This window comes from Bifidobacterium primatium (assembly GCF_002802875.1).
Taxonomy (GTDB): domain Bacteria; phylum Actinomycetota; class Actinomycetes; order Actinomycetales; family Bifidobacteriaceae; genus Galliscardovia; species Galliscardovia primatium.
In genome coordinates, this window is the sequence record NZ_PEBI01000004.1 from 211,202 (window position 1) to 231,551 (window position 20,350).

Here is a 20,350-nt window from a genome sequence, read left to right on the forward strand (position 1 = left end):
CAATGAAGCTCTAAAGCCGAGGCTCTAGAGATGTCGAGGTCAAGGTCGCCTTCCTTGCCGAGCAGGGGTCCTCAATGAAGCTCTAGAGATCCGACCTGCTCAGTCTGTGGACCGCCCTGATTCTCTTCTCAACGAAGCTCTAGAGATGAGGTCGTCGAGGCGGTTCCAGTATTCGTCCCCGATTCCTCAATGAAGGTCTAGAGCCGAGGATCTAGAGATACGAAACCGGCCGAGGGCTGACATGGCGCGAGCCGCTCCTCAATGAAGCTAGAGCTAAGACTCTAGAAATCGTCCTTGGGGCCCTTGAGGTTGAGCTTCTTCACTCCTCAATGAAGCTCTAGAGCTAACAGCTTGGACAGCGCGGCGGCGATGCCCTGAGCGCCTCATCAATGAAGCTCTAGAGCTGAGGCTCTAGAGTTGCGAGTTCGGCGGGCAGCTTGGGCTGGGTGGTCAGCTGTCCTCAATGAAGCTCTAGAGTTAGTTCGTACGGGTCGAAGCGGGCGACGCCCGAGAATCCTCAATGAAGCTCTAGAGCTGAGACTCTAGAGTTCCTGCATGAATCCCTGCTGCATGGTTTCGTCGGATACTCCTCAATGAAGCTCTAGAGCTGAGGCTCTAGAGTTCGCATTCACCGCGAATCGTCGGCGACCGGCCGCGATGTCCTCAATGAAGCTCTAGAGCTGAGGCTCTAGAGTTGATGTCTGCAAGCGATGGAGGGTCATGCTTGGCCGCATCCTCAATGAAGCTCTAGAGCTGAGGCTCTAGAGTTAAGGCAACCTCATCGACGACGTCGTATTCACCAAGGCTCCTCAATGAAGCTCTAGAGCTGAGGCTCTAGAGTTCGTGCAAAGGCTGACCGTATGAGCGAGGACCTGTTGTCCTCAATGAAGCTCTAGAGCTGAGGCTCTAGAGCTTTCGAGGAGCTTCTGCGACGTGTCGGAGGGGATGATTCCTCAATGAAGCGCTAGAGCTGAGGCTCTAGAGTTGCTGTCGCATATCAGTGACCCGGATGCCATCAAGCTCCTCAATGAAGCTCTAGAGCTGAGGCTCTAGAGTTAACCTGACGGCCACGGATGGCGGCACCGTCACCCTTCCTCAATGAAGCTCTAGAGCTGAGGCTCTAGAGTTCTGAGCCTTCAGCGTGGCGTCGTTAAGGCTGATGCCTCCTCAATGAAGCTCTAGAGCTGAGGCTCTAGAGTTGAGTTATTCAGTTTGAAATGGTAGGTGATGTTGCTCTCCTCAATGAAGCTCTAGAGCTGAGGCTCTAGAGTTCGGCAGCAAGCGCGTACCCTACGCCGGCGTCATCAATCCTCAATGAAGCTCTAGAGCTGAGGCTCTAGAGTTTTCGGGGTTGGGCATGAGTGCGGCCGCGATCTCGTCTCCTCAATGAAGCTCTAGAGCTGAGGCTCTAGAGTTGGCGAAGCTGGGGTTGCCGTCCTTGCTGAGGCTTTTTCCTCAATGAAGCTCTAGAGCTGAGGCTCTAGAGTTCGTGTCGGCCACGTCGATCATGCCGTTCGACCGCGTTCCTCAATGAAGCTCTAGAGCTGAGGCTCTAGAGTTCGCAATTGAGGCAGTAGCGTGGCGCGGGATTACGGGTTCCTCAATGAAGCTCTAGAGCTGAGGCTCTAGAGTTCCGAGTTGTTTATGGAGGGGGTGCCGTAGTTGATGCCTCCTCAATGAAGCTCTAGAGCTGAGGCTCTAGAGTTAATCTGCGCGTCGGAGCTGCTGATGGCGAACCCGTATCCTCAATGAAGCTCTAGAGCTGAGGCTCTAGAGTTCCGGTCGTCGCTCATTCACACTGCGCGATTTGTGTCGGTCCTCAATGAAGCTCTAGAGCTGAGGCTCTAGAGTTATTTATTGGCGTGATCCTGGGCATCAGTACTGTTCATCCTCAATGAAGCTCTAGAGCTGAGGCTCTAGAGTTCGCTTATATACGCGGTAGACAGGTCCTCTATACGCGCTCCTCAATGAAGCTCTAGAGCTGAGGCTCTAGAGTTAATCACGCGCTAACATGGGCCCATGGGTAGAAACGGATCCTCAATGAAGCTCTAGAGCTGAGGCTCTAGAGTTCGTGGACAGTAAATAGCCTAGCACTATAGTCGTTTTTAGGAACGTTGCGAGAGGCTTCGAAAAACAAGGAAATCCAAAAGGGGGCTCCTGCTCCTGCCAAACGATATGCAGGGAATACCAGCCGCGAGAGCTGACTTGCAAAAGCCAAAGTGATTCAGCATTCGCAATATAGTTCATAGACGAAATGAATACTCTTTGAAGTTATCAACCATCTTCCACACATGGCCAATCCCAAGATGAACGGCCTAAATAATTGTAGGAATTACCGTGTCTCGGTACCCTCGTTTGCCAAGAAACAGCATGGACTGTTCCGCCTGTTCGCTAAGTCCGAAATCGCAAATCAGTATCGAATCCGTAGCAGAGTCAAGTTCTTCCTCTATGGACGCCTGAACCTCCAACATCTTCGATGGACGTATCCGCAGCAGAAACACGCTGTACTGCAATCTCTCGCCATGACCCTGCAAAATTCGGGCAATGTGCGCTCTTCTTACGTCATCATTGACGTCGTATGCCACTAGGTAGCTCCTTTGTACCGCAGTCATGGCTTACCTCACTCTGATTCCACGATACGAGGATTGCGTTCCGTCAAGGTACCCGAGAATCATTCTCGCCTGTATTTCGATGATACGTCTCCATGAGGCTTTGTACCCGAAAATCGGATGGGTCAGTTCGGTACTCATTCGACGTTCGTAGGCTCCGATTAATGCTTTTCTGGTTTCGTTTTTCATTCTTACTGAGCCAAGAGCGTGAACGAACCCATCAGAACGAACTTCTCCGTTATTCACTACCGTCTGCACAACAGAGTCAGCCACAGGGGCACGGAATTCTTCCATGAGGTCCAACGCCAAAGCCGGCTTATTGCGTTTACTACTATGCAGAAAACCTGCGTGAGGATCCAGACCACAGGAAATCAATGCACGTATGCAATCCGAAAGAAGAAGCGCATATGTATAGTCCAGTAAAGAATTCAATTCATCAAGCGCCGGTCTGCGGGTGCGGCCGTTCCATGGCCAGCAATTACGACGGCCCGGTTTAATCAGAATACCGAATTGGGAAAAATACAGAGAGGCGGCCTCTCCTTCCAAACCCAATACATCCTGCCAACGATTGGCATTGCCAATGGTCTTTTCAATATCCCGCAATTGTTCCACTATCGGATTGTCTTTATCGGAGCGACGTAGCAAAACCGACTGATTATGCACTTTTGCGATGATAAATTCTCTGGCCAGTCCCAGTCTCCCCTCCTGAGAAGCCACATGCTGTTCCACACGTTGTAATCCATTGGGACCGTAAGTGGACATGGCCCAACCGTATAAGCGACCAGTGCCACTACACCATAGAATCGGAACATTCCGCCACATTAATTCACGAATCAGCCCACTAGAAAGATCAGTGTTTCCATGTACCTGCAGCCCTTGAATGGTGTCAATTGGTATAGAGGCCAGTTCCTGACCGTCCTTGAAAACAAGCATCCGACCGGACCGGCTGAATGCCTTGGCACCCGGAGTGACAAGATGCGTCACTTGATTATCCGGCGAAGAGACCATGACACGTCGATTGACGGGTTTTAGACGACGTTCCTCGGGAAGACAGATTCCCACATGAGAACATTTCATGCACCGAGGACTATCTTCCAACGGTTCAGGCGCAGTATCGGAACTAATCAACCGCTTGGTCTCTTCAACCGCCGAACGAGCCTTGGAATAATCTTCAACCGTCAATTCCACCTCTACATTTCGGTGATGGGTGGTAAAGAAAATCTCAGTGCGCGCGACGCGATATCCCATATCTTCCAAACATGCCGCCTGCAACGCAAGCTGCGTACGCATTGCATCCGTAACGATCATCTCTCGTTTGACCGGCGTAGCTTTGTATTCTCGTATAATCACCCCGTCGTCCGTCAACTTCGCCGCATCAAGCCTCCCAGAAACTCCCCACCCCTCATGTCGAATGTTGATGGACTGGTAATCTCCACCATCTTCGGCGGAAGAATTCCTATTGCGATCAACCTTGCGATGATCGTAGAGGCCCTGCGACATCTGAGCGGAATCCACTTGCTCGCCAACCGATTCCAGCCATGCCCGTCTAGGACAGAACATGTAGTTGGCTACCAAGCTAATGGGAATGGGGTCATCGTTCATGAGACGCTCCTTTGCTTCACCGTATCTTCCAGAAAAACAGGATGTCCCTTCAACAGCCAACGTTCGGGAACCTTATTGTCCGACGCATATTGCGAGAACAGCATGCAGTACTCCACTCCCTTCTTTTTCAGCCATTGACGGCTCTGTCCCACCGTTACCGTCGTGATGCCGGAGCGAACACGGAGGTCTTGCTCAGACTCGTTTGAGACTGGTCCCAGAACCTCATCCAGGCCAACCGTCAGCAATGCGCGGCTACGCACGACGGCACGGTATCGGTCAAGAGTCCATGGATTCAGCCATATTGGTAGCACCGCGAATGGATTCCGTCCGCTGATTTGGGCAAATGCCGCCGTACTACCGCGTCTGGGAGCCGTTGACTTCATAACCGGAAAGGCAGAAACGCCGAACAGCGCACACCATGCCCTTGCATTGTCCGTGACTGAGGGACTTCTCAAACCGGTGGGAGTACGACTGTCGTCCTTGTTCTTTCCGGTCTCATCGACGACTTTCGTTCCCTGCAATCCGTCCCTGATCTGCGACAGACTACGCGAAGACACCGTTCCGGCCAAAGGACGCAGACGCCCGGTGATGAACTCCTGTCCCCGGTTTCGTGCCACCATCTCCCATCGGGAAGCACCCCGATCGGGGTTGTATCCATTCGCATATACATCGCCGGACCAATACGACGGTTCGCCCAAGGCCCCAACGTACCGACGATCCAAATCCGTCTGCAACGCGTCAATGGCCCGCGCACGATTCCGCTCCAGCAGCCGCCATTTATCCAGCGAGCCGGGAGTACCGAGTCGAGGACTCAATGTCGCACGCTCCGCCGGGACCGCATTGCCCGTTTTCTTCGCACCCTTCTTGACCTCTGCATACACATCACTGGCGTTAAGCCACGATGAATCCCTCCAACGGCTGGCATGCGCCTGAACGATCGCGGAACAATCGTCCCAGGACAGATCGTCGCTGGTACGGAGCAGCGCCTTTCCGCGTCCCTTCCACCAAATCATGCAAGCGCGATGATCATCGGCGTCTTCAAGAATGGAGGCGAGACCCACCAAAAACAGGTGGGAGAACGCATCGTCATATCGTCCGTTGATTTCCAAATCCATCGCTCACCGTCCTTCTGCGGAGATTGTGATGTCGGCGGAACGTAGAATCGCTTCGAGATAGGCAATTCCCCAGTACCCATATCTCATATTTGTTCGGGAGATGATTCGCTCCCATACACCATCATCGAACAGTTCCTCGGCGGCGGCACGAATCTCATCAAGATTCGATGCCAAGTCGAGATCACGATGGTCCAACACGTACTTTGGAATCAGGGCCGCCGCGTCGTCTCGGAAACATGAACGACCATGACCGTGGGATGTACCAGCCAGACGCGTCACCAACTCGACGTCGTTTGCACCGATACCAGTACGGTTCGCCCAGCATTCAGCGGCGGACCGTTGTTCATGCCGCCAGCCACGCAAATTCAGCTCCCGTCGAATGCTGGCCTCATATATGAGCGCGCGAGGGCGGCTCTTGGCAAGATACTGTCCATCATGGTTTTCGGAGCTCTCCCCCCGCAGCAGCCGTTGGAATCGTGAATCCTTTTTTCCGTCATCATGATGGCGGGCCGCAACCATGACGTCCCGGCATATCTCATCGGACAGGCCAAGCGTACGCAGGAAACGTCCAGCCCGGCGTTCCACAGAACGCTGATGTCCGTCGTCCGTATCCAAATATACGGGGACATCTTTCCGCCCAGAAACCGTTTTTCGAATTTCCTGTTGGGCAACATCATCCAGGGAATCCTCGGCTCGTTGGATGAACAACCAGGAAGGCCCCTCCTCTCCGACGTCAATCGCGGGGAACGTGAACCAGCTCGTCAGCACGTTTTCATAGTTTTCAACGAACCCATTCGGAATATCGGAAACGGCGTCATATTCGCGGGGACTTATCTCCCTAAGCATCCACTTCCGAATCGCATGTCGAAGAATCTCTCGATCACGCTCATCGACAAGCACATTCCGCAATAACTGAGAGTTCATATTCTCTCTATTCCCCGCGTCCGTCTTCAAAGAACCATCAGCGGTATCCGCGGAAATATCCTGCAACCGAATCAAGGAGAATATTCTCTTAAGGTCGCTGCCATCGTCGTCGTTGCCAGACCCCGTCGAGAGTATAATGCCTCGGTCTTGACACAGGTCGTACACATCGGCTTCGCATGCCCCTCCTGTCGGCTTGAGCATATGAAGATTCGCATCGAACAGCGGAGCGGATGCGTCCACGACCAGCGTATCGCCGGAATGCAGACAATCAATCAAAGAGCCCGACCGGTCATCCCATAGGGTCACCGTATCCTCATCCGTTTCCCTGGCACGCACGATGAAGATACGAAACGCTTTGCGGAAGTCGAACTGTTTCTCAATCTCCGCGAGCTGGCTACGGTTGCGAACGGGAAAAGCCTCGTCCGCCGTCGGAGCGGCAACCTCGAGCAAGCCCAATGCATCTGTATCATTTTCCGGCAGAGACCGTACGACCACGCCGATATTGGGAGTGTCTTCGGACGACAAGTCATCGCGTAGCCACAGGTTGACGTCGAACGAGCTCTGCGACGGCAGAGCCATTCCGGCCGCCAGTTCCTCATCCGTGTGGGAGAGATTCTCCACATCCCATGTCTCCAGCCGTTGCAGCGCGACGCGCGGCAATTCGGCAGACCGTGGAGGATTCTGTGCACAAGCCCAAGCGGAAAGGCCGGAATCGGTTTCCTCGAAGGTCTCCAACCACTGCGCGGCATACTGCAACTCATCAGACGTATACACACTGTTCTTGACTTTGGACAAATCCGGTTCCCGGAACACGATGACATGGCCGGAATCCCTTTGTCCACGACGATTCACTCGACCGGCGCGTTGTACCAACGCACTGGCCGAAGGCAATTCGGTAATCAGAGTGCAGAAATCGGCGTCAATGCCCACTTCCAAGGTCTGCGTGGCAATGACATAGTGCAGGTTTGTAGATTCAACGGCCTGTTCATCGCCTTTCATGGCCTGGAACAGGGCACTGCCGGTGAGCTGTTTCTTGTCGTATCGTCGCATCGGTCCCACGAAGGAGCGAATTTCCCCTTGGAATGGCTTTCCGGCCTTTTTCCATTCCTTTTGGATGGCTTTCATGGCCTTCATCACATTCTCGGCCATTTTCACGGAATTGACAATGCATCCCACGACGGCCGTCCCATCGTATTCGGCAACGCATCGTTCAGCCATGGCCCTTGCCAGACTCTTTTGTTCGGTAGTGACGATTTCGACGGTTTTGGGTTTGGTCAAACGATCACGCAGTTCGATATCCGTATCGAAATCGGGTTCTTCGACGGCGACATTCAGATCATCGTCACCGATTGTCTGCGTCGCCGTGGTAGACATCACCTGCAACGGCGACACTCCACGCAGCACGGAACTTTCTCCGGATTGCTCCAACCGCCGTATGGATTTTGCGGTCTCGACCAGCTGCCGGCTGAGATGAGCCTCATCGGCGACCAGCACCGTATCGTAGGCGAGCAGACCGGCTTCAATCGGGCGCGCCTGCGGCGTCGTGCCATATCCACTGAACAGCAGGCGGCTACCGAACATGTCAGGTGTCGCGCAGATTACCTGGCATGCGGTTGGCCGATATCTCCATTCCCTGACTGCACGGTCGACAGGCTCGCCGCCGCGCAATCTGGTGACTCGGAATGAGTCGTATGAATCGGCTTCATCCCCGTCTCGGACAATGGTGCCTTCACGTACATTCAATCCCTGCCGAATCAAGGAAAGAACATGACGTCCTCGCTCCTGTTCGCCGACTCCACCATCATCATCGGTCGTCCGGATGAGGTTTCGCAGTTCGACTGCCTCATCATATTGATCGTCCACCAAGGAACGTCGGTTCACAGTCATGACCAGACGACGAGGAAGTTCCTCCAAGTGCAGGCCTCGTATTGCATCAACCAATTCGGGGTCGAAGGATTCGTCATTCGATCGGGACAGACCGGCAAGGGCATTGAGGAACACATGCACATCAATGACCATGGTCTTGCCCGAACCGGTGGGGGCCGACAACCGGTCCGGCCAGCGCCCCGCATCAATAATAGTGCGGACCAAACGCTTCTGCCATTGGTATGGCCGGCGACCGTCATGCACTGCGGCGATAAACCGCTCGAACCGATCCTCGATAACCATTGCAATCGTATCGTCAATCATCGTATCCACTTCGGCTTCCCTGTATCATCGAGCAGTTGCTTGGGAACATCCATCGGAACGAGCAGTCCTCCACCCAGGTGCCGACTCTGCCCAATCGCCAGTGCGGTTCTGTCCAGACCGCACTGCGTATCGAAGGACAGCAATGCGGACAATCCAACCAATAGGTTTCCCGGCTGCGTCTTATGCACGTAATCACTCATATGAGTACGGATCACCGTATGTGCGTCATGGATTCCAACGGGACTGCTCTCGTCAAGGCACCAATCGGACTGTCGCCAATATTGCATCTCCCTGTCAGGATTTTCATACTCGCCGTCATCAACCGATTGGTTGAGATAATCACGCCATATGTGAGCCACCGCAAGTGCGATGCTCTCCCTCGCGCCCCATTTGCGAGTACCTGTCGGATCGGGGATGTTCCTCGTCTCCCTCATGCATAGCGGATAAGGCACCCACAATCGCGTGTGTCCCTGCTCGACCGGTTGCCATAGCCTGTCGAGGTCAACCGTCGTGTCAGCAAAACCCAATTCCAACGTCTGGGAATGTCTGGAATAAAACAGCTTCCGGCCTTGCATACGGTCGCACACATTCGCCAGCATTCCTATTTCTTCCACCGGCATGTCACGGGGAATCATCAATAGGAATCCCGGAAGTTCAAGGTTGAGTTCCGGACTGACCGGCATGTCCGACGTCAGTATCTGTATGGCCACGTTATTCGCAGGCCGTTCCACGGCATCGATATTCCCGTATTTTCCGGTAAGCATGGGAGAGGCTCCGTAGCCCCACTCGCGAATCAGCATACGGTGCATGGCGACAGCCCATGCGACCAACGTCGATTCCTTGGGCTCCCATTCCTCGTATCGGTCGGAAACGGAGCGAGTGCTCCCCTTATCAGCAATGACACGAGCGGGAATGAAGAATCCTTGAGTCCACGGATGTAACGATTCGTATTCATCATTAGCCGTGGGACGTATATACCCGATATGACGCACGCATGAGATCAGAGTATTAGGCAGTGCCTGCTTCTCCTCCTCGCCACCGTTGCCTCGTATTGCGGAAGGCTTCCGCGGATACACACTGGCATGCCCTTTTTGCAGTTCCTGGAGATGACCTTCCCAAGGCATGGGGAATTCCAGCATTGACGACATACCGCCAAAGGACAGGTCGTCATCACTGATTTGCAACGAATGCTCCTCATCGATCGGGAAGCTTCCGGCATCGATCACCGCTGCAGTGACTCTGACAGGAGTGCACGCCTCTCCGAGATACGGAATCTCCCAGCACATGCGGGCAAGCAGATCGGCGGTTTCGTGGTCAGGCTCCTGTTCCCACTGCCAGAGCAATGAATCCTCCTCGGTATCACCATACGCAACCGAAGACATGGCATTTGCGCTCTTGACCTTTTTCCTGCTATAAGACCCGCGATTGCGATACACAATCACCGATGAGCGCCTGTTGTCTCGCATATGCATCGGTAGCCGAATCCAATCGGGAGGATTGGACTCAAGCCAGTGGAATACCGACTCCAGCTGGGCATCGGTTATCCCGCTCTCACGCTGACCATAGTCGGAATGAAATCCGAACACCCCGTAGGCAACCGAAACCAATGCCCTATACAGGCGTTCAGGTGATGGGTAGCATTCGGCGCTGCCGGTATCGTCCGCTCCTTGATAGGTGTGCATTAGAAATCCAGCGGAAATGGCGAAAGGCATAAGCTATCGCCCTCCCCTACTCGTTGTCTTCGTCATCGCTGCCAGACTTCATCACCAGCGGATTGCCTTCGACTTCCAGAACCTGACCATGCCAATCGACACCCGCCTTGGCATGCGCCTGCTCATAAGCCTGTTCGAAAAGTACATCGGCGTCATCAAGCGTAATCATCGACAGCTCCTCGCTCTCCCCAAAACGCTTGTCGAGAATGGTCGTCGGCCTCTCGGATTCACGCAAAAGGCAATTCGCGCGCAAGTTGAGCTCGGCGTTACTGCCAGCCATGGCATTAATGATCATTGCGGCGACGAGAACCCTGACGGACTCGTCTCCTTCCCGCCCCTTGCCAAATCGCAATGCACGCAACGTGGAAAAACTCAGCACATGCGTGCGAATGATATCGCTGACCGCGATGCCATCATAGTTTGTCTCCTCACTGGACGGCGGTATGGCGCCAAGACCGATAGCGGAACCTTTACCCTCTTTTTCAAACTTGTCCTTTAGGTTCTTGCTGACCTCCGGTTCGACAATCTTGCCGATTTTCTTGGCATCGCTCGTGCTGAACTTGATGCTCGCGGCAACGGGATCCACACGCGCACCGGCACGGAACACAGGGCGACCGTCATCCTGATTGGCCAATACACCGATGATCTCCCCGTTGAAGGACGAGGCGATACGCAGCTGGTTCTTCTTCCGGGTGGAATCCCAGCCTCCGAACGCCACGGTGACCGGGGAGAGCTCAAACAGCGGCATCATGTCATCCGCAGTCGAATTTCGTGCCTGGACATATTCAGGAAACTCCGATGCCGGAATTCCATTCACCGTTCCAATTCGGAAATGCGCATCAAACGCACGATGCGGAAGCTGAATATCAAGATAGGAACGCTCAATCATATTTCCCAGCTCATCGGCAGCCTTATACGTCACCTTGATACGAGGCATCCGAGAAAAAACGGGATGACCATCTTTAATGGCCTGCATGATATATTCCTCGAGCCTGTTGCTCTGCGATGTACGCGAATCAATCAGAACCGTGTGAACCGCTTTGCCATCAATATATCGATCCTCGAAAATATAGGTGGCGGCTCTCCCCGCCGTGTATTTGGCCGGTGCGACGACCCCTTCCTTACCCGCCGCCGGTTCAAGAAGCGTTTTTTCCGACAAAGTACTCGGGCCACCAAGACGAGCGGCTTCGTTCAAATCCTCAAGAGTCAATTTGCGTACCATTACGCACCCCTTCCATCAATATCAAATCTTCAAAGAAACTTCGTAGTTTCCATGAGAAGCATGCCCTGCCTCTTTGCTCTCCAACTCTACCTGAAAAGCAGAGTACATCCATGGAATGGCGCCTCAGACAGCGAAACGGTCTTTCAAAACACCCAAAAATTTGATGCCGCTCCGGAAACCCCGGAGCGGCATCTCCAATGAAGGCCTCCACACCAGTAGAGGCTGTGTTCGCTTCAGCTCCATCAAGATAAGTCAGTTAACCTACCCTCAATGAATAAAACCAAGAGTGGAGTCAAAGCGATTTTTAAGCCCCTGTCCTTTTGCCAAGGTATCCTTGGCAAAAGGGAGAGACTTTGGTTAGCTCGTCACAGTAGCATCAGCAGAACAACGATAACTACTACGAGCTTTAATTCGGCCATAGACGAAAACCTCCTTTCCCAACTTCCGACTGCATTATTGGCGCTTTACAGGCAGTCGGACTTACTTTATATTACTAGGTCAATTGACTTATGAGCCATATCATACACCTATACTTCTGCTCAAAACGCAAAAAAGCCCACACTCCCTATCAGGAATGCGGGCCTCGGTTAGGCTAAAAAGCGTTCAGCGGACTACTCCACGGCGTTTTCCGGGACGTCGATGCCGTTACCGAACTTGACGTCGCGGGCGGCGGCCACGCGGCTCGGCAGGCCGTAGATGTCGATGAAGCCGTTGGAGGACTTCGAGTCGAAGCTGTCGCCGGAATCGTAGGTGGCCAGGTTGTAGTCGTACAGCGAGCTGTCGGAGCGACGGCCGGTGACGACGGCGCGGCCGCCATGCAGGGTCATGCGGATCTCGCCGGAGACGTACTTCTGCGTGTCTTCGATGAAGGCGTTAAGCGACTGGGTGGCAGGGCTGAACCACTGGGCGTCGTACACGAGCTCGCCCCAACGCTTGTCGATGTCACGCTTGATGCGGTGCTGCTCGCGCTCGAGGCAGCAGTTCTCGAGCTCCTGGTGGGCGGTGATGAGGGCCACGGCACCCGGGGCTTCATACAGCTCGCGGGACTTGATGCCGACGAGACGGTCCTCGATGAGGTCAATGCGGCCGATGCCCTGGGCGCCGGCGCGGCGGTTCATCTCCTCGATGGCCTGCAGCGGGGTGACGTCGCGGCCGTCGATTTTCACGGGAACGCCCTGCTTGAACTCGATGACGACCTCGTCCTCGACCGGCGGGAACGCCGGATCGTCGGTGTAGGAGTAGCAGTCCTTGGTCGGTCCGTTCCACGGATCCTCGAGGAAGCCGGTCTCGATGGCACGGCCCCACACGTTCTGGTCGATGGAGTACGGGCTCTTCTCGGTCTGGGTGATCGGCAGCTTGTGCTCCTTGGCGAACGCGATCTCCACGTCGCGGGTCAGGGCGAGGTCGCGGATCGGGCTGATGGCCTTGAGCGTCGGGTCGATGGAGGCGATGGACACCTCGAAGCGCACCTGGTCGTTGCCCTTTCCGGTGCAGCCGTGGGAGATGGTGTCGGCGCCGAACTGGTGGGCGGCGCGTACGAGGTGCTTGGAGATGAGCGGGCGGGAGATGGCGGAGACCAGCGGGTACACGCCTTCGTACATGGCGTTGGCCTTGAGGGCCTTCATGCAGTATTCCTCGGCGAACTCGTTGCGGGCGTCGACCACGTAGGCTTCGACGGCGCCGCAGGCGAGGGCGCGCTGCTTGATGGTCTCGAGGCTTTCGCCGCCCTGGCCGACGTCGAGCGAGACGGCGACGACGTCCTTGCCGGTGCGCTCCTTGAGGTACGGAATGGCGACGGAGGTGTCAAGACCACCGGAATACGCCAGAACGAGGCGCTTGTTATCTGCCATGAGAGTGGCTACCTTTCTTAACGGTTATCGAACACTGGGATGTATTATATACATAATCCCGTATATTTATGCAATCGGTGCGTCGCGCTATGCCCGATCGGCCTTGTCCCGGCCTTGCGAGGCGAGAGACAGCAGCCATTCGGCGCTGGTGCGCGCGGTATCGTCATCCGTGCAGATCATCATCACCGTATCATCCCCGGCGATGGTGCCCAAAATATCGGTCATGGGTTGCTTGTCGATCACGCTGGCGACATATTGCGCGGCACCTGACGGCGTGTGCACGACGACGAGGTTGCGGGCCGCCGCCACGGAGGTGACCAGGCCGGAAAGCACACGGGTCATCTGCTGCTCGCCCTTGGCGCGGTTCGCGTCGGACGATGAATGCGACGATGCGGAATGCTTCGGCATTGGTTCGATGGCATAGGCCATCGAACCGCTTGCCGTACGCACCTTGACGGCGTTCATCTCGTCGAGATCGCGGCTGAGCGTGGCCTGGGTGACCTCGATCCCCTGATTCGACAGAATCTCGGAAAGCTGCGACTGCGAGGTGACGACGTGGGTGAGCAGGGCCTGCTCGATGGCGCTCAGTCGCGCCGCCCGCGTCGTCGGACGCTGCAAAGACGGAGTATCGCCGGACATATTCCCCTCTTGTGAGATGCGGTCAGTCGAGGTCGCCAAGCAGGGACGGGTCCTCGCGCTGCCATGCGATCAGCCAGGTCATCAGCGCCTTCTGCGCGTGCAGACGGTTCTCCGCCTCGTCCCAGACGACGGACTGCGGGCCGTCGATCACGCTGGCGGTGACCTCCTTGCCGCGGTAGGCGGGCAGGCAATGCTGGAAGAGCGCATCGGGCTTGGCGAGCTTCATGAGCTCGGGGTTCACCTGATAATCCCAGAACGGCTTGGAGCGGATGGCGTACTCGGCCTCCTCGCCCATGGAGACCCACGTGTCGGTGAACACGCAGTCGGCGTCGGCGACGGCGGCCTGCGAATCGGTGGTGACGGTGATGGAGCCGCCGGTCTTCTCGGCGATGGCCTTGGCGTCGGCGACGATCTGCGGGTCGGGCAGGTAGCCTTCGGGGCCGGCCACACGCACGTGCATGCCGGCGACGGCACCGCCGAGCAGGTAGGAGTTCGACATGTTGTTGGCCGCATCGCCGAGGTAGGCGATGGTCTGGCCGGCCAGAGCGTCCACTCCCCCGCGGAACTGCGCCATGGTGAGGAAGTCGGCGAGGATCTGGCAGGGATGGAACTGGTCGGTCAGCGCGTTGATGACCGGGCAGGTCGCGTACTTGGCCATGGTCTCCACGCGGTCCTGGCCGAACGTGCGCCACACGATGCCGTAGGCCATGCGGGTGAGCACTCGGGCGGTGTCCTCGACCGGCTCGCCACGGCCCAGCTGGGAGCTGGACTTGTCGATGACCAGCGGGTATCCGCCGAGCTCGGCCACGCCGATGGAGAAGCTGGAGCGCGTTCGGGTGCTGGGCTTGTCGAACAGCACGGCGACGGCCTGCGGGCCTTCGAACGGGCGGGCGTAGAAGCGGTTCTCGCGGAATTTCATGCCGAGCTTGAGGATCTGCTTCTGCTCCTCGTGGTTGATGTCGTCGTCGCGCAGCATGTGGCGCAGTTCGTGGGTCATCGTGGACTCCTTACTTGGAAAAGGTGCGGGAGTGGCCTTCTTCGATGTGTGAAGACCACTCCCCTTTGCTTGATTGGCGATGTCGTCCGGGACTCAGTCGTTGGGCAGGTCGGCTGGCACGCCGGAGAGGATGGACAGGCATTCGTCGACGTCCTGCTCGCTGACAATCAGCGGCGGGGCGAAGCGCAGGGCGTTCGGCGCCACGGCGTTGACGATGAGGCCGCGTTCGAGGGCCCAGTCGGCGACGGCGTGAGCGCACGGATGTGCAAGTTCGACGGCGTCGAGCAGGCCACGGCCACGGACTTCGCCGAACAGCGGGTTGTCGAGACCGGCGAGGCCTTCACGCAGCTGCCTGCCGCGCTTCTCGGCGTTCTCGACCAGGCCCTCGTCCTCGATCACGCCGAGCGTGGCGAGACCGGCGGCCGCGCCGAGCGGGTTGCCGGCGAAGGTGGAGCCGTGGGAGCCGGGGGTGAACAGCGCGGAGAGCTTCTCGCCGAAGGCGATGAGGCCGCCCATGGGGAAGCCGCCGGCCACGCCCTTGGCGAAGGTGATGGCGTCGGGGGTCACGCCGCCGGAAAGGTCCTCGCGCTGGAAGGCGAACCATTCGCCGGTGCGGCCGACGCCGGTCTGCACCTCGTCCACGATGAGCAGGGCGTTGTTCCTGTCGCACAGTTCGCGGGCGGCCTTGACGAAGTCCGCGCCGATCGGCACCACGCCGGCCTCGCCCTGGATGAGCTCCATGATCACGGCGGCGACGGGCCCCTTGCCGTAGCGGCCGACGCCGGTCTCGTTGAAGGCTCGCTGCAGCGATTCGATGTTGCCGGCCTCGGCGAATTCGATGGCCGGGACCAGCGGTTCGAACGGCTTGCGGATGGCGGGCTTCCAGGTGGCGCTCAGTGCACCCAGCGTGCGGCCGTGGAATCCGTGGGTCATCGAGATGATGCGGGCGGGCTTGCCGCCGATGTCGGGCAGGGCGCCCGGCAGCGTGCGACCGTAGAGCTTGGCCAGCTTGATGGCCGCCTCGTTGCCTTCGGCGCCGGAATTGCCGAAGTACACGTGGGAGCCTTCGGGTGCGCCGGCGAGCTCGATGAGCTTGGCGGCGAGCTCAATCTGCGGCTCGGTGGCGAAGTAGTTGCTGGTGTGGGCCACCTTGGCGGCCTGCTCGGCCACGGCCTTGACCCACTTGGGGTGGGCGTAGCCGAGGGAGTTCACGGCGATGCCACCGAGGAAGTCGAGGTACTTGTTGCCGTCGACGTCCCAGATGTGCGCGCCTTCACCGTGGTCCATGACGCGCAGCGGGGTGCCGAACACGTTCATGTGGACGTTCCTGTACTCGCCCAGCCACTTGTTGTCGTTGATGCCTGCTGTTTCAAGACCTGACATAGGAGCTCCTCATTTCAATGCCGTCCTCGGGGATGACCATGGTGCCGATGCCCTGGGAGGTGAATATCTCGTTCAGAATCGAATGCGGCTTGCGCCCGTCGATGATGTGGGCCTCCTCGACGCCGCCGTCGAGCGCGCGCACGCACGCTTCCATTTTCGGCCTCATGCCGGACTCGAGATCGGGAAGCATGTCGCGCAGGTTCTCCACGCCGATGCGGCCGATCAGCGAATCCTTGTCGGGCCAGTCGGCGTACAGACCGTCCACGTCGGTGAGGATCACCAGCTTGCGGGCGCCGAGCGCGGCGGCCAGTGCGGCGGCGGCCGAATCGGCGTTCACGTTGAGCACTTCGGTGGGGTCGTCCTCGTTCGGCGCGACGGACGAGACCACGGGGATGCGGCCGGCGGAGATGAGGTCCTCCACGGCGGATGCATCGACGGAGACCACGTCGCCGACGAGGCCGATGTCGGTCGGCTTGCCGTCGATGATGGGCTTGCGCTGCATGGCGGAGAACAGTCCGCCGTCCTCGCCGGAAAGACCGACGGCGAGCGGACCGTGCGAGTTGATGAGGCCGACCAGTTCGCGGGAGACCTTGCCGGTGAGCACCATGCGCACCACGTCCATGGCCTCGGGCGTGGTGACGCGCAGGCCGCCCTTGAACTCCGACTTGATGCCCAATGCCTTGAGCATGGAGGAGATCTGCGGACCGCCGCCATGCACCACGACCGGGTGGAGGCCGACCTGGCGCAGGAACACCATGTCCTCAGCGAAGTTCTGCTTGAGCTTTTCGTCGACCATGGCGTTGCCACCGTACTTGATGACGATGCGCTGGCCGTAGAACTCCTCAAGCCACGGCAGTGCCTCGATGAGCACCTCCGCCTTCTGATCGGCACGGAGGTCGGTATGCACGTCGAAGTGGAATCCCGGTCCGATTACGTTCTTTGTCTCTGCTTTAACCATGCTTGCTCCTATGGCCGCCGGGCCGGTCCTGCCCGGCGGCTCCTTGTTTCGTCACGACTCGTAGTCGGCGTTGATGTGCACGTACTCGTGCGTCAGGTCATCGGTCCATACGGTGGCCTCGGCGTCGCCCTCGCCCAGGTCGATGTCGAAGTGCACCTCGCGCGGCGTCATGTCGACCTCGGCGCGGGGACGGCCCGGACGGCCGCCGTCGCATACGCGCACGCCGTTGACGTCGACGGTCACGTTGTTCGGATCGTAGGGGGCCACGTCCTGCGGCACGGTGCCGAGGGAGGAGACCACACGACCCCAGTTCGGGTCGTTGCCGGCCACGGCGCACTTGAGCAGGTTGGATGCGGCGACCGCACGGGCGCAGGCCAGGGCCGCGTCCTCGCTGGTGGCGCCGGTGACCTTCACGCGGATGTCGTGGGATGCGCCTTCGCCGTCGCCGATGATCTGGCGGGACAGCGACGCGCACGCATCGGCGACCAGCTTGTTGAACTCGGCCGCGTCGGGCTCCACGCCGGAGGCGCCGGAGGCGAGCAGCAGCACGGTGTCGTTGGTCGACATGCAGCCGTCCACGTCGATGCGGTTGAACGAGGTCTCCACTCCAGCGGACAGCGCGGCCCTGGCCTGTTCGGCGGTGACCTTGGCGTCGGTGGTGATCACGCACAGCATGGTGGCCAGCTGCGGGGCGATCATGCCGGAGCCCTTCACCATGCCGCCGATGCGGTAGCCGGCGCCTTCGAGCGCGACGGTCTTCTTCTTCGTGTCGGTGGTGAGGATGGCCTCGGCGGCGAGCTCGCCGGCCTCGGCGGAGTCGGAGACTTCGCCGTAGGCCTTCTCCACGCCGGAAAGCACGTTGTCGAGCGGCAGCAGATCACCGATCATACCGGTGGAGCATACGGCGATGGACTCGGCCGGCACACCGGCGAGCTCGCCGAGCCTGGCGGCGGTGTCGGCGGACTGCTGGAAGCCCTCCTTGCCGGTGCATGCGTTGGCGCAGCCGGAGTTGAGCACCACGGCCTTGATGTGGCCGTCGGCCACGGCCTTGCGCGACCACTGCACGGGCGCTGCGCAGAATCGGTTGGCGGTGAACACGCCTGCGGCCACGTCAAGAGGACCGTTGTTCACCACTACGGCGAGGTCCTTCTTGCCTTCGACGGCCGAGACCCCAGCCGCCACTCCACTTGCGGAAAATCCCTGTGCGAACGTTACACTCACGGTGCCACTCCAATCGTCGTCAATCCTGTGCTTTCGTCAAGTCCCAATGCGATGTTCAGCGACTGCACCGCCTGTCCGGCGGTTCCCCTGTTGAGGTTGTCGATGGCGCTGAACGCCAGAAGCCTGCCGGCCTTGCGGTCCACGGCCACCTGGATGTGGGCGGCGTTCGAGCCGATGATGTTCGCGGTGGCAGGCAGCACGCCCTCGGGCAGCAGGTTCATGAAGTGCTCGCCGGCATAGGCGTTCTCCCAGACGGCGCGAATCTCGGCGTCGCTCATCGCCAGGGCCTTGTCGGTAAGCTTGGCGGATACGGTGGCAAGGATGCCGCGCGACATCGGAGCCAGGATCGGGGTGAAGCCGAGGGTGAACTCGCCGGCCTTGTCGGCGCTCAGGCCGGCGGCGTGCGCGAAGTTCTGCAGAATCTCGGGAATGTGGCGGTGGGTGCCGCCGACGCCGTAGGGGACGGCCGAACCGAATGCCTCGGCGGCCAGCAGGTTGATGCGCTTGAGGTTCTTGCCGGCACCGGAGTACCCGACCACCAGGTCGGCGACCAGATCGTCCTGCTGCACAAGGCCTTCGGCGATGCCCGGCTGCATGGCCAGCGTGGTGGCGGTCACGTTGCAGCCCGGGCCGGCGATGCGCTTGACGCCCTTGAGCGCCTCGCGCTGGCGGGCATAGGAGCCGTCGGCCTCACGTCCGACGATGAGCTCCGGCATGCCGTACGTCCAGTGTTCGTAGAAGTCGCCGCCGTAGTATTCATCCCAGGCCGAACGCTCCTCAAGTCGGTGGTCGGCGCCGAGGTCCACGACGACGCTGTTCGGGTCGAGCTGTGCGGCCAGTGCGCCCGAGGCGCCGTGCGGCAGCGCCAGCACGATGACATCATGCCCGTTGAGTACGTCGGCGGTGGTGTCCTCCACCGTCAGGTCCGCGAGCTGCGGAATGTGCGGCATATGCTTGCCCAGCTTGTCTCCGACCGAGGAATGGCCGGCAACGCAGGTGACCTCCATATCGGGGTGCGCGGCGAGAATTCGCAGGGCCTCGCCACCCGCGTATCCGGTGGCTCCGGCGACCGCGACCGTGTATTTCGGCATAGGTCTCTCTTTTCGAGTTCGTTAGAAAACTACAACAGCGCCGATTATACACACTATGCAGACTTATGCATAACTATGCAGTTCGCGTTTCTCGCGATGACATCAAGCCGTAACATACGGCCGCGCAACCGGAAACACACGGCTCAGACCGAAGTCTCCCCCGAGCCCGACGAGCCGCCCATGTCGATGCCGTACAGCTGATATATCAGCTGGTAGGGGTCGACTCCCGTCGCCATCACATAGATGTCGAAGGCGGTGGTCAGCAGTCCGATGATCACGGCGGCGACGGCCAGCGCCCTGCCCTTCATACGGAAGAGCCCGGAACGGTATATGGCGAAGGCGCCGAGCAGCACGGGCAGGACGGGAACTCCGATCAGCGCCGAGATGAAGGCGATGATGGCGGCCGGGTCCCAGCGCCCGTACAACGGGTTCTGCGCGGGATCGTCGAGATCGATGCCGTTGCGGTAATTGTCGCCGGCATTGCCCGGACCGCCCGGCACCTTCGGATTCCGACGCTCATCGTCCGCATCGCCCTTGTCGCTCGGCTCAGGTTCGGGGGCTCCATATACATAGGGGTTCCAGCCTGGATATCGGCTGGCCATCTCGCCGTATTCCGGCTCCTTGTACTGGCCGTATTGCGGCTGGTCCTGCCGTGGTGCGCCACCGTAGGCGGGCTGCTGCGGAGCGGGTCCGTCGCTCTGGCTGTTCCATACGATGCGGTTCATAGTTCCCTTGATAGCAGTAACTGCGGGGAAATCACAGGATTTCGCCCGCAGTGTAAGAGTGGAAGACGGCCTACCGGCCGTCGTGGCTTCCTCCGTCACGCCCTATGGGCGG

At 58.5% G+C, this 20,350-nt stretch carries 14 protein-coding genes and 1 CRISPR repeat array; all 14 genes read right to left on the reverse strand.

Annotation, left to right across the window (positions count from 1 at the left end; all coding sequences use genetic code 11):
* The first annotated feature begins 514 nt into the window (after window positions 1-514).
* Window positions 515-2,070: direct repeats of the CRISPR family, unit length 36 nt; unit sequence TCCTCAATGAAGCTCTAGAGCTGAGGCTCTAGAGTT.
* 245 nt (window positions 2,071-2,315) lie between these two features.
* The 14 genes from cas2 to CS006_RS08955 all read right to left on the reverse strand — a co-directional run bounded on the left by cas2 (window position 2,316) and on the right by CS006_RS08955 (window position 20,238).
* Entirely contained in the window at window positions 2,316-2,585 is a 270-nt protein-coding gene (gene cas2, locus CS006_RS08890; protein WP_165777324.1) for a CRISPR-associated endonuclease Cas2, read from the reverse strand.
* Window positions 2,586-2,615: 30 nt separating this feature from the next.
* The gene (locus CS006_RS08895; RefSeq protein ID WP_100511459.1) at window positions 2,616-4,211 is read right to left on the reverse strand and encodes a CRISPR-associated endonuclease Cas4/Cas1; all 1,596 of its coding nucleotides are present in this window, start codon (window positions 4,209-4,211) and stop codon (window positions 2,616-2,618) included.
* A complete protein-coding gene (locus CS006_RS08900; protein ID WP_100511460.1) occupies window positions 4,208-5,326 on the reverse strand; it encodes a hypothetical protein in 1,119 nt (372 codons plus the stop codon). The genes CS006_RS08895 and CS006_RS08900 overlap by 4 nt, the downstream gene beginning before the upstream one ends.
* Before the next feature lie 3 nt (window positions 5,327-5,329).
* Window positions 5,330-8,440: a type I-G CRISPR-associated helicase/endonuclease Cas3g gene (gene cas3g, locus CS006_RS08905; protein ID WP_100511461.1), complete on the reverse strand. Its 3,111-nt coding sequence runs from the start codon at window positions 8,438-8,440 to the stop codon at window positions 5,330-5,332.
* The gene (csb2, locus tag CS006_RS08910) at window positions 8,437-10,152 is read right to left on the reverse strand and encodes a type I-G CRISPR-associated protein Csb2 (protein ID WP_100511462.1); all 1,716 of its coding nucleotides are present in this window, start codon (window positions 10,150-10,152) and stop codon (window positions 8,437-8,439) included. The genes cas3g and csb2 overlap by 4 nt, the downstream gene beginning before the upstream one ends.
* A 16-nt stretch (window positions 10,153-10,168) precedes the next feature.
* Complete coding sequence (gene cas7g, locus CS006_RS08915; RefSeq protein ID WP_100511463.1) at window positions 10,169-11,374, reverse strand: type I-G CRISPR-associated RAMP protein Csb1/Cas7g; 1,206 nt, start codon at window positions 11,372-11,374, stop codon at window positions 10,169-10,171.
* A 611-nt stretch (window positions 11,375-11,985) separates the two neighbouring features.
* Window positions 11,986-13,224 carry an argininosuccinate synthase gene (locus CS006_RS08920; protein ID WP_100511464.1) on the reverse strand — a complete coding sequence of 413 codons (1,239 nt, stop codon included), beginning with the start codon at window positions 13,222-13,224 and terminating at the stop codon, window positions 11,986-11,988.
* Window positions 13,225-13,311: 87 nt separating this feature from the next.
* Window positions 13,312-13,863, reverse strand: coding sequence for an arginine repressor (locus CS006_RS08925; protein ID WP_100511465.1), 552 nt, complete (start codon window positions 13,861-13,863; stop codon window positions 13,312-13,314).
* A 22-nt stretch (window positions 13,864-13,885) separates the two neighbouring features.
* Window positions 13,886-14,860 (reverse strand): ornithine carbamoyltransferase, encoded by a 975-nt coding sequence (argF, locus tag CS006_RS08930; RefSeq protein WP_100511466.1) that lies wholly within the window; start codon window positions 14,858-14,860, stop codon window positions 13,886-13,888.
* A 93-nt stretch (window positions 14,861-14,953) separates the two neighbouring features.
* Window positions 14,954-16,243, reverse strand: a complete 1,290-nt coding sequence (locus tag CS006_RS08935; RefSeq protein ID WP_100511467.1) for an acetylornithine transaminase — start codon at window positions 16,241-16,243, stop codon at window positions 14,954-14,956.
* Window positions 16,230-17,201, reverse strand: a complete 972-nt coding sequence (gene argB / locus CS006_RS08940) for an acetylglutamate kinase (protein ID WP_100511468.1) — start codon at window positions 17,199-17,201, stop codon at window positions 16,230-16,232. The genes CS006_RS08935 and argB overlap by 14 nt, the downstream gene beginning before the upstream one ends.
* Window positions 17,202-17,252: 51 nt before the next feature.
* Window positions 17,253-18,422, reverse strand: coding sequence for a bifunctional glutamate N-acetyltransferase/amino-acid acetyltransferase ArgJ (gene argJ / locus CS006_RS08945; protein ID WP_100511469.1), 1,170 nt, complete (start codon window positions 18,420-18,422; stop codon window positions 17,253-17,255).
* Complete coding sequence (gene argC / locus CS006_RS08950; RefSeq protein ID WP_100511470.1) at window positions 18,419-19,513, reverse strand: N-acetyl-gamma-glutamyl-phosphate reductase; 1,095 nt, start codon at window positions 19,511-19,513, stop codon at window positions 18,419-18,421. Before argC ends, argJ begins: the two co-directional genes overlap by 4 nt.
* A gap of 143 nt (window positions 19,514-19,656) precedes the next feature.
* Window positions 19,657-20,238: a hypothetical protein gene (locus tag CS006_RS08955; RefSeq protein WP_100511471.1), complete on the reverse strand. Its 582-nt coding sequence runs from the start codon at window positions 20,236-20,238 to the stop codon at window positions 19,657-19,659.
* Window positions 20,239-20,350 lie beyond the last annotated feature (112 nt).

What these genes read in the sequence shown, in the direction of transcription:
- CS006_RS08895 (WP_100511459.1), bottom strand. Translation starts at nt 4,211, where the DNA reads ATGAACGATGACCCCATTCCCATTAGCTTGGTAGCCAACTACATGTTC.
- CS006_RS08900 (WP_100511460.1), bottom strand. Translation starts at nt 5,326, where the DNA reads ATGGATTTGGAAATCAACGGACGATATGACGATGCGTTCTCCCACCTG.
- cas3g (WP_100511461.1), bottom strand. Translation starts at nt 8,440, where the DNA reads ATGATTGACGATACGATTGCAATGGTTATCGAGGATCGGTTCGAGCGG.
- csb2 (WP_100511462.1), bottom strand. Translation starts at nt 10,152, where the DNA reads ATGCCTTTCGCCATTTCCGCTGGATTTCTAATGCACACCTATCAAGGA.
- cas7g (WP_100511463.1), bottom strand. Translation starts at nt 11,374, where the DNA reads ATGGTACGCAAATTGACTCTTGAGGATTTGAACGAAGCCGCTCGTCTT.
- CS006_RS08920 (WP_100511464.1), bottom strand. Translation starts at nt 13,224, where the DNA reads ATGGCAGATAACAAGCGCCTCGTTCTGGCGTATTCCGGTGGTCTTGAC.
- CS006_RS08925 (WP_100511465.1), bottom strand. Translation starts at nt 13,863, where the DNA reads ATGTCCGGCGATACTCCGTCTTTGCAGCGTCCGACGACGCGGGCGGCG.
- argF (WP_100511466.1), bottom strand. Translation starts at nt 14,860, where the DNA reads ATGACCCACGAACTGCGCCACATGCTGCGCGACGACGACATCAACCAC.
- CS006_RS08935 (WP_100511467.1), bottom strand. Translation starts at nt 16,243, where the DNA reads ATGTCAGGTCTTGAAACAGCAGGCATCAACGACAACAAGTGGCTGGGC.
- argB (WP_100511468.1), bottom strand. Translation starts at nt 17,201, where the DNA reads ATGGTTAAAGCAGAGACAAAGAACGTAATCGGACCGGGATTCCACTTC.
- argC (WP_100511470.1), bottom strand. Translation starts at nt 19,513, where the DNA reads ATGCCGAAATACACGGTCGCGGTCGCCGGAGCCACCGGATACGCGGGT.
- CS006_RS08955 (WP_100511471.1), bottom strand. Translation starts at nt 20,238, where the DNA reads ATGAACCGCATCGTATGGAACAGCCAGAGCGACGGACCCGCTCCGCAG.